The 16,577-nt window shown below is 61.1% G+C and carries 14 protein-coding genes; 5 read left to right on the forward strand and 9 right to left on the reverse strand.

Annotated elements, in window-relative coordinates; genetic code table 11:
• The first annotated feature begins 89 nt into the window (after positions 1-89).
• The 3 genes from otsB to KC8_RS02395 are packed head-to-tail and all read left to right on the forward strand — an operon-like array spanning position 90 to position 4,005.
• Complete coding sequence (gene otsB, locus KC8_RS02385; protein ID WP_232455602.1) at positions 90-812, forward strand: trehalose-phosphatase; 723 nt, start codon at positions 90-92, stop codon at positions 810-812.
• Positions 812-2,608, forward strand: a complete 1,797-nt coding sequence (locus tag KC8_RS02390; RefSeq protein WP_010123732.1) for a glycoside hydrolase family 15 protein — start codon at positions 812-814, stop codon at positions 2,606-2,608. The genes otsB and KC8_RS02390 overlap by 1 nt, the downstream gene beginning before the upstream one ends.
• The gene (locus KC8_RS02395) at positions 2,605-4,005 is read left to right on the forward strand and encodes an alpha,alpha-trehalose-phosphate synthase (UDP-forming) (RefSeq protein WP_037495340.1); all 1,401 of its coding nucleotides are present in this window, start codon (positions 2,605-2,607) and stop codon (positions 4,003-4,005) included. Before KC8_RS02390 ends, KC8_RS02395 begins: the two co-directional genes overlap by 4 nt.
• On the opposite strand, the gene KC8_RS02400 is transcribed toward KC8_RS02395, so the two are convergent.
• On the reverse strand, positions 3,992-5,017 hold the full coding sequence (locus KC8_RS02400; RefSeq protein ID WP_010123729.1) for a glycoside hydrolase family 26 protein: 1,026 nt from the start codon (positions 5,015-5,017) through the stop codon (positions 3,992-3,994). The two genes, KC8_RS02395 and KC8_RS02400, sit on opposite strands and share 14 nt — an antisense overlap.
• A 124-nt stretch (positions 5,018-5,141) precedes the next feature.
• Between KC8_RS02400 and opgC the strand changes: the two genes are divergently transcribed.
• Positions 5,142-6,242 (forward strand): OpgC domain-containing protein, encoded by a 1,101-nt coding sequence (opgC, locus tag KC8_RS02405; RefSeq protein ID WP_010123728.1) that lies wholly within the window; start codon positions 5,142-5,144, stop codon positions 6,240-6,242.
• A gap of 2 nt (positions 6,243-6,244) precedes the next feature.
• Here opgC and KC8_RS02410 read toward each other — a convergent pair whose 3' ends face one another.
• Together KC8_RS02410 and KC8_RS02415 are read right to left on the reverse strand one after the other, a co-directional pair.
• Positions 6,245-7,501: a hypothetical protein gene (locus tag KC8_RS02410; RefSeq protein ID WP_138956594.1), complete on the reverse strand. Its 1,257-nt coding sequence runs from the start codon at positions 7,499-7,501 to the stop codon at positions 6,245-6,247.
• Complete coding sequence (locus tag KC8_RS02415) at positions 7,498-8,718, reverse strand: acyltransferase family protein (RefSeq protein ID WP_083831176.1); 1,221 nt, start codon at positions 8,716-8,718, stop codon at positions 7,498-7,500. The genes KC8_RS02410 and KC8_RS02415 overlap by 4 nt, the downstream gene beginning before the upstream one ends.
• Before the next feature lie 198 nt (positions 8,719-8,916).
• Between KC8_RS02415 and KC8_RS02420 the strand changes: the two genes are divergently transcribed.
• Positions 8,917-9,126: a hypothetical protein gene (locus KC8_RS02420; RefSeq protein ID WP_010123725.1), complete on the forward strand. Its 210-nt coding sequence runs from the start codon at positions 8,917-8,919 to the stop codon at positions 9,124-9,126.
• Positions 9,127-9,166: 40 nt separating this feature from the next.
• On the opposite strand, the gene KC8_RS02425 is transcribed toward KC8_RS02420, so the two are convergent.
• From KC8_RS02425 to KC8_RS02450, 6 genes are all read right to left on the reverse strand, one after another.
• Positions 9,167-11,359: a GumC family protein gene (locus KC8_RS02425; protein WP_010123724.1), complete on the reverse strand. Its 2,193-nt coding sequence runs from the start codon at positions 11,357-11,359 to the stop codon at positions 9,167-9,169.
• A 4-nt stretch (positions 11,360-11,363) separates the two neighbouring features.
• Positions 11,364-12,596, reverse strand: coding sequence for an outer membrane beta-barrel protein (locus KC8_RS02430; protein WP_158217665.1), 1,233 nt, complete (start codon positions 12,594-12,596; stop codon positions 11,364-11,366).
• An 80-nt stretch (positions 12,597-12,676) separates the two neighbouring features.
• A complete protein-coding gene (locus tag KC8_RS02435) occupies positions 12,677-13,231 on the reverse strand; it encodes a polysaccharide biosynthesis/export family protein (RefSeq protein WP_010123721.1) in 555 nt (184 codons plus the stop codon).
• Positions 13,228-14,247, reverse strand: coding sequence for a glycosyltransferase family 2 protein (locus tag KC8_RS02440; protein ID WP_010123720.1), 1,020 nt, complete (start codon positions 14,245-14,247; stop codon positions 13,228-13,230). Before KC8_RS02440 ends, KC8_RS02435 begins: the two co-directional genes overlap by 4 nt.
• Positions 14,244-15,362 carry a glycosyltransferase family 4 protein gene (locus KC8_RS02445; RefSeq protein WP_010123719.1) on the reverse strand — a complete coding sequence of 373 codons (1,119 nt, stop codon included), beginning with the start codon at positions 15,360-15,362 and terminating at the stop codon, positions 14,244-14,246. Before KC8_RS02445 ends, KC8_RS02440 begins: the two co-directional genes overlap by 4 nt.
• Positions 15,362-16,564, reverse strand: a complete 1,203-nt coding sequence (locus KC8_RS02450) for a glycosyltransferase (protein ID WP_010123718.1) — start codon at positions 16,562-16,564, stop codon at positions 15,362-15,364. Before KC8_RS02450 ends, KC8_RS02445 begins: the two co-directional genes overlap by 1 nt.
• Between the last annotated feature and the right edge of the window lie 13 nt (positions 16,565-16,577).

The raw sequence follows: 16,577 nt of genomic DNA on the forward strand, positions 1-16,577 counted from the left end.
GGAACCAATCGGGCGCTGTTTCGTCCTTCATGCAGGCCTTGTGAAATAATCGGGATCAATTGATGCTTTCTGCCGTGGAGAAGGGGGCAATGCCCTTTCCACCCACCGACCTGTTGACCAATGCGAGTCTGTTCATTGATTTCGATGGTACGCTGGTCGATCTGATCGATCAGCCGGATGATGTGATCGCCGATGAAGCGTTGCGTGATCTGCTGGCGCGCCTCATCGCCCGGAAAGTGGGGAGCGTGGCCGTCGTCAGCGGGCGTTCGATCGCCCAACTCGATGCGATGCTAGGCCCGATTGCCCGATCCATCGCGGTGTCTGGCAGTCATGGCGCCGAATATCGATGGAATGACATCACCGCGCATCCCATTCGGCCGGATAGTTTGGATCGGGTTGAAGACGCATTTCGCGTGTTTGCGGCGACGGCGCCGGGGGTGCTTGTCGAAAGCAAGAGCTTCGGTGCCGCATTGCATTATCGGCGCGCGCCTGATGCGGCGGTGGCGGCGCGCAAGATTGCCGCCAGCCTCGGCGTTCGGTTCGGATTGGCGGTCCAGCACGGCCACATGATGGTGGAACTGCGCGTGCCCGGCAGCGACAAGGGCGTCGCCACCCGGCGGTTGATGGCGCAAGCGCCCATGATCGGTACGCGCCCAATCTTCATCGGCGATGATCTGACGGATGAGCCGGGCTTCATCGCCGCAACCGAACTGGGTGGGTGCGGCATTCTGGTCGGCCCACCCCGCGCGACAGCCGCGCGCTATGGTTTGTCCGATAGCACGGCCGTGCGTGCCTGGCTGGCCACAGCCTAATGACTGCAACGCTTGATCTCTGGCCGATCGGCAATTGCCAGGTTTCCGCGCTGATCGATCGCCGTGGGCGGTTCGTGTGGGGATGCGTGCCGCGTGTCGACGGCGATCCCGCATTCTGTTCCCTGCTGGATGCCCATCCGCCGGCAGCGGAAGGCGCGCGCGGTTTCTGGGAAATCGACCTCGAAGACTGTACCCGAACCCAGCAGCATTATGTTCGCAATACGCCAGTCCTGATCACCCGGCATGATGATGGGCGCGGCAATGCCGTCGAGATCGTCGATTTCTGTCCGCGCTATACGCGGCTGGGGCGCATGTACCGTCCCGTTGCGTTCGTGCGGATCGTGCGCCCGATATCCGGCAGCCCGCGTATTCGCGTCCGGCTTCGGCCCGCGCGTGATTGGGGTGCTCGCTCGGCAGAGCGCACGCGCGGTTCGAACCACATCCGGTATCTGTTGCCCGAAAGGGGGATGCGCCTCACGAGCGATGCACCGGTCGGCTGGATTGAGGACGAACGGTTGTTCCGTGTCGAACGGCCGCTGCATTTCTTCTTGGGCCCCGACGAAAGTTTCGCGGACAACGTCGGCGTCGCGACGGAACAGATGCTCGACAATACGATCGCGCAGTGGCGGCGCTGGGTGCGCGGTCTTGCCACGCCGGTGGAATGGCAGGAGGCGGTGATCCGCGCGGCGATCACGCTCAAACTGTGTCAGCATGAGGAAACCGGCGCGATTGTCGCGGCGCTGACGACCTCCATCCCTGAACATGCCCATTCGGGGCGTAACTGGGACTATCGCTACTGCTGGATCCGTGACGCATATTATACCGTCCAGGCGCTCAATCGTCTGGGTGCGCTTGATGTGCTGGAAGGGTATCTCGAATATCTGCGCAACATCGTCGACAATGCCAAAGGTGGGCACGTTCAGCCGCTTTATGGCGTAGGCGGCGAAGCGGCGCTGATCGAACGGATCGAGCCGGCACTCGATGGCTATCGCGGGATGGGTCCGGTCCGCGTTGGCAATCAGGCGTATGAGCAGGTTCAGCATGATGCTTACGGCCAGATCATCCTGTCCAACGTGCAGGCCTTCTTCGATCAGCGCCTGTACCGGATCGCCGGGCTTGAGGATTTCGCCGCACTGGAGCCGATTGGCGAACGTGCCTGGGCCGCGCATGACAAGCCCGACGCGGGCCTGTGGGAATTGCGCACGAAAAGCCATGTTCACACCTATTCGGTGGCGATGTGCTGGGCGGCTTGCGACCGGCTGGCCAATGCGGCGGAGGCACTGGGACTGCAGGATCGGCGCGAATATTGGCAATCGCGTGCGGATGTCATCCGTTCCACGATCGAGACATCGGCGTGGCGGGAAGATAGCGGGCGCCTGTCCGCCACGTTCGACGGCGATGATCTGGACGCCAGCCTGATCCAGCTGCTCGACCTGCGGTTCCTTGAGCCCGCCGATCCGCGGTTTCATGGAACGCTGGTTGCGGTGGAAGAAGGGCTGCGGCGTGGCAGCCATATGCTGCGGTACGCGATGGAAGATGATTTCGGATTGCCCGAAACGGCGTTCAACGTCTGCACCTTCTGGCTTATCGAAGCATTGCATGCGACGGGCAGGGTGGCCGACGCGCGGGCGTTGTTCGAAGAGATGCTGGGCCGGCGTACGCAGGCCGGATTATTATCGGAGGATATCGATCCGGTTTCCGGCGAACTGTGGGGTAATTACCCGCAAACCTATTCACTGGTTGGGCTGATCAACTGCGCCGTCCTGCTGAGCAAGCCATGGAATTCGATCCGATGAGCCGATTGATCGTTATATCCAACCGGGTGCAGTCCACCGGCGGGGAGGGCTCCACCAATCAGGGCGGGTTGGCCGTCGCGCTGTCGGCGGCGCTGCGGGAAAGCAACGGGATATGGTTTGGCTGGTCGGGCGATGAAATCGATCATTTCACCGGGCATATCAACTTCCAGCGCCATGGCGGAGTGGCCACCGCGACGGTGGACCTCGAAGCACAGGATGTTGAGGAATATTATAACGGCTTTGCCAATCGAACGTTGTGGCCGCTATTCCACTATCGCATTGATGTCGCCGAATTCGAACGGGGCTTCGCCGACGGCTATGAACGGGTCAATGCCCGTTTTGCCGATACCGTCCAGCCGCTGATCGAACCGGATGATCTTGTCTGGGTGCATGATTATCACATGATCCCGCTTGGCGCCGAACTTCGCAGGCGCGGCGTCGGCAATCGAATGGGCTTCTTTCTGCACATTCCGTGGCCGCCGATGCGGCTGCTGCTGGCCCTGCCCAATCACCGGGAGCTTGTGGAGGCGATGTTCGCCTATGACGTGATCGGGTTCCACACGCGGGACTGGCTGGACTCCTTTTTCGATTATATCCGCGTCGAATTTCCCGAAATATATCGCGATGGCGAAGATCGGCTGGTCATCGGCGACCGTGCCGTCCGCGTGATCGCCTGTCCGATCGGTATCGATGCGGCCGCATTTCGCGCCAGTGCCGAGCAACCGGAAGCGCTGGCGACATATGAACGGATGCGGATCAGCGCCAATGGGCGTGATCTGATCATCGGGGTGGACCGACTGGATTATTCCAAGGGGCTTCAGGAGCGTTTTCTGGGGTATGAACGGTTCCTGTCATCGCACGCGACCGCGCATGGCCGCGTATTCCTGCTGCAGATTGCCCCGCCTTCGCGCGAAGATGTGCAAAGCTACCGCGAGATCAGGTCTGCGCTGGATAGTTTGTCTGGCCGGATCAATGGCGAATACGCCACCGTTGAATGGGTGCCCATTCGGTATGTGAACAAGGGCTATCCGCGGGATCAACTGGCCGGGATCTATCGGGCCGCACGGGTTGGGCTGGTTACGCCGTTGCGCGATGGGATGAATCTCGTCGCGAAGGAATATGTCGCTGCGCAAGATGCCGACGATCCCGGCGTGCTGATCCTGTCGCGCTTTGCGGGTGCTGCCGAACAGATGCGCGATGCCCTGCTGGTGAACCCGCACAGTCCCGAGGAAATCGCCGATGCCATCGCGCAGGCGCTATCCATGCCGAAAGCCGAGCGCATCCGGCGCTGGCAAGCGTTGATGGCTGGCGTGGCTGATCAGGACGTGATCTGGTGGCAACGCTGTTTCGCGTCGGCATTGTCCGAGCCGTCCAGCAGCCCGGCTACCGTGGAATAACGCCTGACCGATTGGTTGCAGCGTGTGGACCAAAGTTTTCGCGAAACGCTTGTGCGGCGGCTGGTGCTCCGCCGTCTGAAAGCTCGGCATCGAAATCGCCGGCCTTATAGTCCCAATAGCCAGTAAATGCGACATTATTGGCCTTTATCCACCCCGCCATATTGGCGATGAACAGGGGATCGTCGCCCATGCCGTGGCCGTTCGGCGATGTGCCGGTGCCCCATTCGGGAATGGCTATCGGCTTGTTGTGCAGGGCGGCGAACCGGGCCAGCCAGTCCAGACTGTAAGGCTGTACAACATGGTTGCGCCAGCGAACCTGCGGATCCGCCTTATCCTCCGGTCGCCAGGACTGGTTGTAGAGATCGAGCGCGACGATATCCACGACGTCATCTCCCGGATACACGCTGTCCGGGGCGATCTGCTGCCTGCCCCGCGCCGGATTCCACACGATCTTGAACTGCGCACCTTCGGCGCGCCGGAAGATCAAGGCAATGCGCCGGAAATAGGCCTTGAACGCCTCGGGATCTTTCTGGGCGGCCCATGGATACCAGCCCCCGTTAAACTCCCAGCCGATCCGCAGATAAGCGTCATTGTGCCCGCTTTCGATGAGAATGCGGGCCAGTTCCTCGAACTGGGCATCATAGGCGCCGGCTGCGCCCTCGGCCAGGCTGGTGCCATTGTCCAGCAGCATGGGCACCGATTGCGCGATACGATAGGGCGCGCCTTTCCAGCAGCGCATGCTCCAGCGGACCGAGTTCAGCATCGCGGGCCAACTGCCACGTTCCGCAAAAGCGATCACTCCGTCCGGCTGTCGGCCAAGCATGGCGACAAAAGCAGGCATCCGTTCGCGTCCGGTGCAGCCGCCGCCGCGATAGACGAACAATTGGGCGCGCCCGTGGACTGACGCATCCGTCGCCGCATCCGTTTGCCGGGCCGCGCCCGGATCGGAACAGGCCGTTGTCGACAAGGCGCCAAGCAGCGCGACGGCCATCCATTTGATCGGTTGATACATCGCTAACTCCGCTGGGCCGATGCGGACCACGATTGAGGGCAATCGGCTCGACAGCTTGTGCACTGCGATATAGCGGAATGGCCTGCCGAAGAAGCGTCGTCCGTCAAAGCGTTACGAGGATCAGATGAGCGCACCCCCTGGGACAAACCGCGATCTTCGGATCGATTTTCTGCGCGGATTCTTCATCGTCAGCCTGGCGGGAAGCCATTTTGCCTGGTTCGCTTCGGTGGCAGGCTATCATTCGATTGCACGGTTCTACGATATGCAGCCCTTCGGATTTTCCGGCCCGGCTGAATTTTTCGTGTTCTTCTCCGGTTATGTGATGGCGCTAGTACTCGGGCGCAATTACGATCGCGTGGGGTTTTGGCTGACGCAGGCCCGGACGTTGGATCGGGCGTGGAGCCTGTATGTCCTCAACACGTTCACGCTGGCGATTGTGGCCGGTGGTGCGTGGTTTCTGTTTCTCCGCTCGCCCGAGCTGATGGCCGTCAGCCATATTGACCGGTTCCTGGAAAACCCGGCAAAATTTTTGTATAACTTTCTTATATTCAAGGAAAATTTTGCATTTTTTGAAGTGCTGCGGAATTATATCTTCTTCATTCCGCTGGTGGCTGCATTCCTGGCAATGGCGCGGCTGCATGTTGCGGTGCCGCTTGGCTTCAGTTTTCTCTTGTGGCTGGCGCATCAGGCGGGGCTGACGGCGCAGTTTCACTACGCCACCTTCAATCCGTTTGCCTGGCAGTTCATCTTCTTCCTCGGGGCAGGGATCGCGCTTATCAAGCCATTGACCGAATGGCGTTTCCCCCGACGCAGACTGCAGATCACGATTTGCGCGCTTCTGTTGCTGGCCGCATTCACCGTCAAGATGACGGTGTTCGCCGGCATTCAGGCGGAAAATATTCCATATGCTGAAAAGGCCGGCGTGGGGCCGTTGCGCGTGCTGCATTTCGGCCTGGCATTATGGACCGCGATGCTGATCACGCCATCTTCTGATACGTTGCGCCATAGTAAAATCGTGATGTCATTCGTTGCCGTTGGACAAAATTCGCTAGAATGTTTCTGTCTGAACAATATTCTGGTCTATGGTGGCGCACATCTTCTGATATATAACGTGACATCGGTGCCGCTCTATTTTTCGATACTTGGCACAATCATGGCGCTGGTGCTGGCCGGCGGACGGATGTTCGGCTGGTTCAAAGCGGCGCCATGGACCCGGCGGGCATAACCCTAATCGGGGGGCATCTTCTGGCTGGGCGGCGGGGCGGCCCAAATGCACAGCATCGCGATCAGCACCAGCAGCGGAGAAAAGAGCAGGCTGCCGCCACCGATCTGAAATTGTACCAGCAACAGGATGGGCACCAATGGCATGTCCCGCCGCCACAATGTGGCAAAAAGGAACGTCCAGAACAGGCCTAACCCGACATAGCCGTAATCGATGAACAGTTTCAGCGATGGATTGCCGCTGCCCGGAACGAAGCCGTCCGCGCGTTCCATCGCGCCCGGCCCCCAGCCGATCAGGGCGCGCGTTTCTGCGGCGTAGCGATGAATGAGGTCGAACTGCGCGAGATAGCGGCTATAGGCGCTGCTGCCCGTGGCGTTGATTTCGTTGGCGCGTCCGGCAAGGATCTGGAATTGATCCGGGAAGGCGAACGAAGCGCCGATCACCAGCAATATCGCGACGATCAGGAACATCGACAGGCGGCCCAGCCGGCGCCAGTCCACCAGCGCGTAAATCGGCAGGGCGAGCATCAGCAGGAGCAATCCAGTGCCGGAGCTGGAGAAGAGATAGGCCAGCCCGTAAAGCGGCAGATAGGCGAAACGCCGAAACAAAAAGAAATCGATCGCAAACGCCAGCGCCAGCAGTTGCGAAAACGTGCTCGGCTCGACCAGGAAAAACCCGTTGGAGCGCATAATCGACGAACCATAGCCGACGATGGGGGCGTGGTTGAACAATCGTTCCACCAGAACAGGCTCAAGCGCGGGCATTGTCGCCATGAACGAAAAGATGCGGATACCGGCGAACTGGGCGAGATATTGCGCGATGCCCAACGCCGCGCACAGGCGGACATAGAATAGAAAGATCGGCAGAACCTGCGATCTGTCGAACCGATCCGTCGGCCCGATGGTTATGAGCGTATAGCTGATCAGGATCGATAAAAGCGACGTGATGCTCAGGCCGAAACGCAGGTCAGGCGCCAGCAACGCCGCCAGGGTGCTGGTGAGTGCCGCCGCCGCGAACAGTGCATAAAGCAGCACCGGCGGCGTGCGCAGCGTGCCGAACCCGGCCATGAACGCCCAGAATATCAGGAGGGCGAACACCGGCAGGCTGAGGAATAGCGCGCCGTCTCCGATCGACAGGCCAAAGCGTTGCAGGCAAATCGCCGTCAGGAAGGCGCCGTGAATGAAGAAACGGCTGGTCGTGGCGTCTGGCGCTGCTGCGCCGGTGATGGGCAAAGGCGACGACAGGGGGTGAGAGGCCGTCATGGGCAGTCCCGTAGCGTGTCGGCACCGGCAGGCGCTGGCGCGATGGCCGCGGCCCGGCGTGGAGCCGCAAGGCCGCGCAGCCAGCGCGTCGCATGGTTTTCCAGCCAGATCTGGCTCCAATGCGACAGGATCAGGGCAACGGGAAGCGACAGGATGAAGAACACGGCCTGCGACCACATGCCCAGATGATCGATGAAGCCGCCGCGCGTCAGCCCGAACTTCACTACGGCCATGCATATGGGATGCCACAGATAGAAGCTGTAGCTGATCGTCCCCAGCCACTGCATTGCCGGCGATCTGAGGGTGCGACCGATGGCGCCATGGCCCCGTTCGATACCGAGCAACGCGATGCCGCCGATGATGCCGCTGATCAGGATCGCCGGCAAAAGCATGATCCATTGGCCGAAGTCGGCGTGAAGCGGGCTCATCAACCGAATGCGGCCGCCTGCGGCCATGTCGATCATGCGCCATGCCAGCAGGAACAGCAGCAGCATGGGCAAGGGGTAACGTGCCAGGCGGTCCATCCATAAGGGGCGGGCCAAGCCGGCTGCGATCATGACGCCGGCGGCCATCAATATGCTGCGGGGGAACAGGATCATCAGCGTGGCGCCGGCCGCACCCGCGATCCACAGCCACCAGCGGATGCCCTGGCCGCGCATCCACCAGGCGGCGGCGCACAGGGCGTAGAAGGTCATTTCATAGCCCAGCGACCATGCCGCCGGATGGACCATCGGGATATCGAAGAAGGGAGGCGGGGTGACGAAATTGGCTATCCAGTCGCCCATGGGCGGCAATGGCCGGCCGGCGACCAGCGCCATCAGGGTGATGGCGAGCAACGATGCCCACAATGTCGGATAGATGCGGGCGATCCGATCCCACAGAAAGGCTTTCATCGAAGCTGTCCGCGCCAGCGCGCCGACGATGACGAACCCGCTTATTCCGAAGAAAAGTTCGACGCCGAACTTCATGGAATCGAGAATGATCGTTTCGAGAAAAGACCCTCGAACAATCGGCAACGTAGGCAGGCCGGAATGATATACGTGATACACGAACACCATCGCGGAAAATAAGCCCCGCGCCCCGTGGACATAAGGGTTGAAGGATGTCGGCGCGCTATTCACAGCGATGATCGGCCTTTGGGTAAAATATGGCGCGATATCGGCCACATATTCCGCTGATCTCATACGGCGTTGGACGGTATTGCGCGCATCCGGCATCGACAGGCCGGTTGCGTGTCGCCCCCCTTGTTCCTATTTTAAGCGCATGATCGTAGTGAAGCGTGCCATGGGAACATGCCGGGTTGTCGCTGTGCAGTGGCCCGTCACGCCGCAAGTTCAGGCTTGGATGGGGCATGTTGGGGCGTCGCCTCGTTGCGGTTTGTTAACCTGGGAACAGCTAGAAGCATTCGGATAGCGATGACCAACACGCCGCCGCCGTTCACCAGCAAAAGCACCGATACCGCATCCGAAATCGTGGATGTCGAAGTGGGTGTCGTGGCGGGTGCGCCCCATGAGGCGGCATTGCCTGCAATCGAACAGAAGCCACGGATTTCCTTTGCCTATTGGGCGGTGGCGATCGGCTGCGGCATCGTGCTGTGGGGCCTGCTGTTCGCGTTCGTGCTGTAGCCGGCGAGGCTTGCAGCAATCGCATGGTTCGTGCGGGCGATCAGGCATAATAGCCTTTATATGCCCGATAGTTGAAATCCACGTCGCCATAACCGTAGGCCGACACGGCCTTCATATCCACCTGGGTAAGGACGGCGCCGACGGGGACGATGTGCAGCGTCCGCATCTTGCGCAGCGCGGCCTGCACCATAGGCAGCAGCGTTTTTTTCCAGCGCACCGCGATAACCACCGCATCGCACTGATCGAGAATGATGCGCGCATCCGATGCGGCAAGCGCGGGGGCGGTATCGATGATCACCACGTCATATTCAGCCCGCACCTGCGCCAGCAGCCGCTGCATCGCTTCGCCCCGGAAACTTTCATGCGGGGTGAAGGTGCGGATCGGTGTCGGCAGAATATGCAATTTGGTCAGCGGATCCTGCACGATCGCCTGACTGAGCGACACATGCCCCGATAATATGTCAAGAAACCCGTGTTCCGCGGTGAAGCCGGCAAACTGGGCGATGCTTGGGCGCCGGATATCGCCATCGATCAACAAGGTCCGATCACCAGCCAGCGCCGCCGTCCGTGCAAGGCTGAGCGCCAGCGTCGACTTGCCTTCGCCGGGGCAGGAGGACGTAATGCCGATCAGGTTGACCGGTTGCCCATGGCGCGGCCGCATCAGCGCAAGGCGCAGGCTGCGCAGGGATTCGGCATAGATCGACATGGGCCGATCCACGGCAAACCGTTCGGCAGGGATGGCCCGGTCCGGGCCGGTGGCGATGGAGCGGATCGACGGGATGTTCGCGAGGTGGGCCAGCCCCAGCCGTGTTTCCGCATCGGTGGACGTCACGATGCCGCGATCGAACATCTGCAACAGCCATGTGACAAGGCTTGCCAATATCAGGCCGAGCATCGCCCCGATCGCCATGTTCAGCAGCTTATTGGGCGAACTGGGAAAGCGCGGCAAAATGGCGGGCGAAAAGATCCGCGCATCTTCATCCGCGATCATCGCCTGGCTGCTGATCGCGTTCTGGCGGTCGAGCATGGCGGCATAGTTGGAACGATATGCTTCGGCCTGACGCTCCAATTCATTCAGCCGAACGGATGCGGCGTTGTTGCTGGCGAGCGCGCCGGTGGCGCTGGCGGCGATATCGCTTGCGGCCGCTGCCCGCTGCCCGGCCACCTGCGCGCGCGCTTCGAGGTTGGAGATGACGCGGCCGATTTCCGCCTGAATGGCGGCATCGACATCGGCAAGCTGATGTTCGGCGTTTACGACATCCGGATGCTGCGGCCGATATCGCGATTTCAGATCGGCCAGCTTCGAACTAAGCGTGCTGCGCTGCGTCCGCAATTGTTCGACAACCTGGGAGTTCAGCGCTTCGCCGACGTCATCGCCGGACGAGCCGCTGCGCAACTGGGTCTGCGCCGTTCGCAATCGCGCCTGTTCCTCCGCCAGATTGGCCCGCGCGGCGGCCTGTTGCTGCTTGTAGATCGATATTTCCTGTTCCGACAGGGTAACCCCGGCAGAACTGAGAAGGTTGTTGGCGGATTTATACTGCGCCACTTTGGCTTCGGCCTGTTCGACCTTGCCGCGCAGCATTTCCAGCTGCTCTGCCAGTCCTTCGCCGACTGAGGACGCCGCCTGAAGCCGCGTATCGGTTTTCACGTGCAGATATTGGCGGGCGATTTCGTCGGCCACGGCCTTGGCGAGCGCCGGATCCGGCGAGGTATAGGATATGGCAACGACATTCGTTGCGCCGGGGCGGCTGACCTCCAGATGGCTTCTCACCATCCCGGCCGCCGCGCCGATCCGATTGGTTTCCGGTGTCGAGACCAGCGCCGCCGCGAACGGCGGCTTTTGGGTTAGGGCCAAGCTGCGGACGGTGCGTTCCAGCACCTCCGGTGACAGCAGGATCTGGATTTCCGTATCCACGGCGCCGTCCTGCGTGGGCACCACGGGCAACACGTCCTTGTCCTTGGTCGATATATTCAGCAGCCGCGAATTGACGACAAGGTTGGTCGTCGCCGTGTAGCTGGGCGTTTGTTGCCAGGTAAACCAGGCGGTGCCACCAACGACGAACAGGAACACGCCGAGAAAGGGCAGCCAGCGCCGGCGCAGCACCGCCAGAATTTTGCGCAAATTGTCAATCTTGTCGCGGGCGGGGCTGATCGCGGCCGCTGGCAGCGCCGGCAGGATCGTCGCCAGCGGGCCGGGCATCGGCCCGGAATGATCGATGCGGATATCGTTCATAAGCTCATCTCCTGAGCGTGACGCCGACCGACAGACGATCGTCCGCATAGCTGCGATATCGATCAAGTCCGTCGGAACTGACGTGCAGGCGTGCGGCGTTGACGTTCAGGGCAAGGTTGGGATTGAAACGATATTCGCCGCGCAGGCCAAGATCGTACCGGTTGTCGCGTCGGTCGATATCGTTGAACCGATCATTCTTATAATCGACGGTTGCGCTTAAAATGAGCGTGCGCAGCAGTTCATGATCGATGCGCAGGCTGGCGGATGTCGAAAGGAATGCGCCGGATCGCGGCATGCCGGAATCGATCACGCGCCGATCCGCCTCGATCGATAGGGTGGTAAGCTGGGTCGGGAACAAAGTCAGTTGCGCGTTGATGCCGAAATTGCCGGTATCGCCATAGAACGAGCTTTTGAAATTCTGCGCCAGATAGCCAATGCCGATTTCACCGCGCATCAGCGCCGATGGTTCGAAATTCACGCCAGCCAGAACCTCATAGCCGCTGGAATCCCGCTCCGGCTGGAAAGTGGAGGCCGTGTCGAAATCGCGCCAGTTGAAGACGGTCTGTACGAAATAGCTGAGGGCAGGCGATTGTGCATATTCGGCCCGGCCGCGCAGGCTGATCATGGCATTGTCCCGGCTGCGCGTGTCGACCGGCGTGCCATCCGGCAGGCTGCCGTTGAAGTAGTTGGTTTTGATCATCGCGGCGTCCGTGATCAGTCGGACGCGATTGAAATCACGCGATATGCCGATGGCCGCCGTGGTCAGATCATAACGCAGCGGTGCACGGGTCTGGACAAAGGCATTCTGCGAACTGCGGGCTTCTTCCAGTCGCTGCCAGCGGATCCGCGCGCGCAAGACCGTGTCGCGGTTCAACTCATAGGTGCCGGTGGCGTCGACATCGAAGCGATCCGCATTTTCGGAAGTCAGGCTGGCGAAGCGATCGAACTGGCCGGCCAGATTGAGTGCGAAACGGTTGATCGGCGCGTTGGACGACAGCCTGATCGCCGGCGCGATGCGCAGGGCAAGATCATCCTGTCGTCCGCTTTCCTGGGCGAAGATATTGTCGGAATAGATCGTATTGGCCTTTACGCTGGGATGCAGCGTCAGCCCGCCGATGTTGATCCCCGACGGTTCGTAACCGGGCACCTTGCGATCGATGACGGCGATATTGCGATCACGCGGAAAACGCGGTGGCGGGGGATCGAGATATTGCGCGACGGCAGCGCCCATCGGCATGGCCAGCGCCAGCCCAAAGGCACCCGCCCGCAAACAAAAAGCGGCGCGATGCGGATCAAAGGACAAAGTGATCCGCATGCTCAGAAATAGCGCTCGAGGATGCGAATGGTGTCACCGGGCTGAACCGGCGTCTGCGGTGTCAGGGGGACGATGCGTTCCACGCCATCGGCCCCCTGGATCGCCACTTTCTTTTTGTTTGCGCGATAGGAGAAGCCCTCCGCAGTGGCGACCGCGCGCAAGACCGACATGCCGATCCGGTAGGGATATTGGCCAGCCTTGTTAACCTCGCCGAGGATATAGAAAGGACGGTAGGCCACGATATCGACGCTGATTTTCGGATCCGCGATGTAGCTGGTTCCATAGGCTTGCGTGATCGCGCCCTGAAACTCGGCAACGGTAAGCCCGGCGGCCTTCACCGCGCCGATCAGCGGAAGCGCAACGGTACCCTCGCTGCCGATGACATATTCGCCGGTGAGCTGGGTTTCGCCATAGACGACGACACGCAGCTTATCGTCGATCCCCAGCCGATAACTGTTGGGCGCAGAAGGCGGCGCGGCATCCGCCTGCGCATGACCCGGCAGGCTCAGCATCGCGCTTGCCATGACGGACAATATGGCGATCAAAAGCCGCATCATCGACTTTCTCCCAATACCGGATCAGAAATATTTCTATCAAAAAAACTTGAAGTTATTCTTGATAGGAAGCCAAATCCCCATGCTGTATGCATGATGATGGAGGCAGGTAATGCCAATAATATTCCTGAATATTTATGATCGCATGATAATTTAATAGATAAAATTGCGCATAATCCTATATAAATGAATGGAAATGCGAGAAAAATCGGATTGAATATCGCAATGATGGCCGAAACTGTCAGCATGCACACGAGTGCGGGCGGAATCATCTGCCGGAATCGCAAGCCAGATCGATGTTTCAGATAATTCTGGGCACGGCCGACACCGTAGCGATAATATTGGCGGGCCAGCCCACGTAGCGATGACCTCGGGTAATAATCTATCGCAATATCGGCATCGAACCAGATCAGGTTGCCTTGCTGGGCAAGCCGGTAATCCAGTTCGCCATCCTCGTTCGCGACGAAGCTGGGATCGTAGCCGCCGGCATTCAGGAATGCGCTGCGTCGGAAGGCGGCGTGATGGCCATGGTCGACCGGACCGGATGCGCGTCCGATGCGATGTGCGGCGCCCCCCGTGCCCAAACGGCTGTTGGATGCTGCTGCAATTGCGCGCTCCAGCGCCGTGCACCCGATCGTGCGCAATCGGACGACGACGCTGCCGGCCTTGCGGGTGCGAAGCGTCTCTGCCACGCGGGGCACGAAATCGTCGGGATAGCCGGCGTGCGCATCCATTCTCACCAGAATGTGGCAGGCGGGATCAGCGGCCGCGAAGGCCCGATTGATCCCGGCCGATTGTATACGGTCGGGGTTGTCGATCAGTATGACGCGGCGGTCTGTCGCCGCGATGGCGGCCACAATCGCGCGCGTGTCATCCTCGCTGCGGCCATCCGCAACCAGGACCTGGTCGACGACGTCACTGCCTTGTCGCAGTACCTGCCGGAGCAGGCTGCCAATGTGCCTGGCTTCGTTATACGTGGGAATTATGACCGCCGCGGCGTGACCGATATCCTCGCTCATAGAGTGTGAACCTCCGCCAATGCGCGGACGAACCGATCGCGGGATCGTTCAAGCTGCATGTCGGCGACGCGTGCGCGGGCCTGATACCCAAAATCTGCTGCGCGATCCGGATCGGCAAGCATGTCGAGCCGTGCCGCAAGGTCCACGGTCCTGAAACAGGCCCGGTTCGCATCGGGCAGATATTCGCGAAAAACGTCGAGATCCGACGCCAGGATCGGCAGCCCCTGGGCCATCGCCTCCAGCATAACCAGCGGCACGCCTTCAAACCGTGAAGGCATCAGCATGACGTTGCTCGCCGCGAGATAATCCTGTGATCGGTCGCTCCAGGGGAGCGTGCGCGCGTCGATCGCGTTGGCAAGCGTTGCGATAGCGGCTTTACCCGGCCCATCGCCAGCGAACAGAAACGTCCAGTCGCGCAACCTTGCCGCGCTGCGGCGGATCGCGGCGGCCAGCAGATCCAGCCCTTTCTGGTGATTGTCGAACCGACCCAGGAACAATGCGACCTTGCGATCGGGCGGCAGGTTCAATGACTGGCGGATATGGGCGCCATCGCCGTGCTTCCTGTCCACCACATTATCGACGACCACGATCTGCGCGCGTGCGCCGGCCTGCACCAACTGCCGGGCCACCGCGTGTGATGGAACGATGAAACGATCAGGCCGCCGATAGAGCCGGCGACGGACATGATCGCCCACCATGGCGTTGCGGCCCATGTCTTTCATGGAATGGGCCATCGGGATGTAGCTGATCACCGGCTGGCTGGCCGGCAGCGCCAGCATGGGAACCGCCAGATTTTCGATCCGCCCTTGCAAAAGCAGCGTGGCGCGCGGGCGTTCCTGCGCCATCGTTTCGCGCACCGCTGCGCGATAGCCGCGCCGCAGGCCCGCGAAATAGGGTTCGCCCGCGCGCTTGGCGAACTTCCACGGTGCGATACGCAGTCGCGGCGATCGCAAGCCGGCCAGATGATCCTGCAATGCCCGATTGGCGACCGGCATGCGAACGACGACCTCGTCGAACCCGGCATCGTCCAGCACGGCGGGAAGCAGCTTCAGGAACATGATTTCATGTCCACCGAAGCCGGGGCTGTCTTGCAGGACCAGGAGACGACCGGCCATCAGGCGGCCAGCCGTGCGGCGCGCGCATGGTCGGCGATCGCGCTTTCATAAACGGCGCGGGTCGCCTTGCCGATTTCGGCCCAACTGGGCACATCATCGCCGAGCGGGCCAACGGGCGTGCGGCCAACCGATGCCGTAATCGCGGCGGCAAGGGCAGGGGCGTCGTCGGGGGGCGTCAATTGGCCATGATCGCCACTGGTGCCGATCATGCTTCGAAAGACGCCAAGATCGCTGGCGATGATCCATTTGGCGAGCGGGGCCACCAGATGAAGGACGCCGCTGGCCTCGATCGCGCGGTAAGGGAATACGAAGCAATCGGCGCCGGCCAGCAGTTCCGCCATTTCATCGTCGCTGAAATGGCGCGTATCAAGGCGTAGCGTATCGCCGATGCCGAGGGCGGCAACGCGCTTCGCCAGATCTGCAATCGGCATCAGCGCTTCGCCGGCGATGATGACTTCGATGCGCCCGCGTGCCTCCGCCGGTAACAGCGCCACTGCATCGATCAAAGTGTCGACGCCCTTATAGGATTGCAGCCGGCCGAACATCACGATCCGCCACCGTCCATCGGCGCGCGGCCGGGTTGTGCGCGATGTGGGAAGTTCGAGCAGGCCGTGCGGCACCACGGCTATCCGTGCACCGTCAATTCCATTGGCCTGCAATGTCGCGCGCGCCTGATCGGTGTGGACGATCAGCCTGTCCACAAGGCGCAGCAGGGCCGGAAAGCCATCCCGCTGCAGCCGGCTGACGCGCTTGCCGTTGAACGGAACCAGATCGTGCACCGTCAGGACGACGGGGCACCGTGCGCGGATGCGCAGCATGGCGCGAGCGTCCAGCCAGGGCAAAACGCTCCACTGAAAATGAACAAGGTGAAAATCGCCGTGCTGCGCCAGGCGGGTGAGGGCGTTCAGCCCCGCCACATGTTCGAACCCTTTCAGAACGCGCTGGATCGGGCCGGTGCCCAAACGCCGTGGCCCGTCGCTCAAGCGATAAAATAAGGATGTGACATCCGCTTGCGGCAGATTGGCGTCTTCGGCCGGGCGTAGCGCGCGCGTTGCCCAATGCGGGGAAACCGCGTTTGCCTTCAGTCCGCCCGACAAGGCCGCGTCATAGGGCGCGGTGAACAAGACGGGATCGACCAGCAGAACCCGCAGGTTTGCCGTCAGCGGGGGCGTTGCTGGTACAGGATGGCGGTTGGCAGTCATGGCCTTGCTTCCT

This window comes from Sphingomonas sp. KC8 (assembly GCF_002151445.1).
Classification (GTDB): Bacteria; Pseudomonadota; Alphaproteobacteria; order Sphingomonadales; family Sphingomonadaceae; genus Sphingomonas_E.